Raw genomic sequence first — 362 nt, forward strand, 5'->3', positions numbered from 1 at the left:
GGCGCTATCCAGGGATAATCGGGCAAACAGGCGCATGGAGGCGATTTCGTACAGGGCATCTTCCATGGCACCGTCGCTCAGGTTGTACCAATGCTGCATGCAGTGAATACGCAGCATGGTCTCCAGCGGATAGGGCCGTCGGCCATTGCCCGCCTTGGGATAAAACGGCTCGATGACAGCGGTCATATTCTGCCATGGCAGAATCTGCTCCATGCGGGAGAGGAAAATCTCTTTTCGGGTCTGACGGCGCTTAGTGCTGAATTCACTATCGGCGAAGGTGAGTTGATGGCTCATGATGTCCCTCTGGGATGCGCTCCGGATGAATATGATGATCTCATATCAGGAACTTGTTCGCACCTTCC

General features: G+C 54.4%; 1 protein-coding gene. It reads right to left on the reverse strand.

Annotated features, from left to right (window positions below; translation table 11 throughout):
- On the reverse strand, positions 1-294 hold a 294-nt coding region (locus OQV04_RS24950; RefSeq protein WP_009309497.1), incomplete at its 3' end, for an IS5/IS1182 family transposase.
- Between the last annotated feature and the right edge of the window lie 68 nt (positions 295-362).

It is taken from the genome of Escherichia sp. Lx600-2, from assembly GCF_036662595.1.
In the GTDB taxonomy this organism is placed as follows: Bacteria; Pseudomonadota; Gammaproteobacteria; order Enterobacterales; family Enterobacteriaceae; genus Escherichia; species Escherichia coli.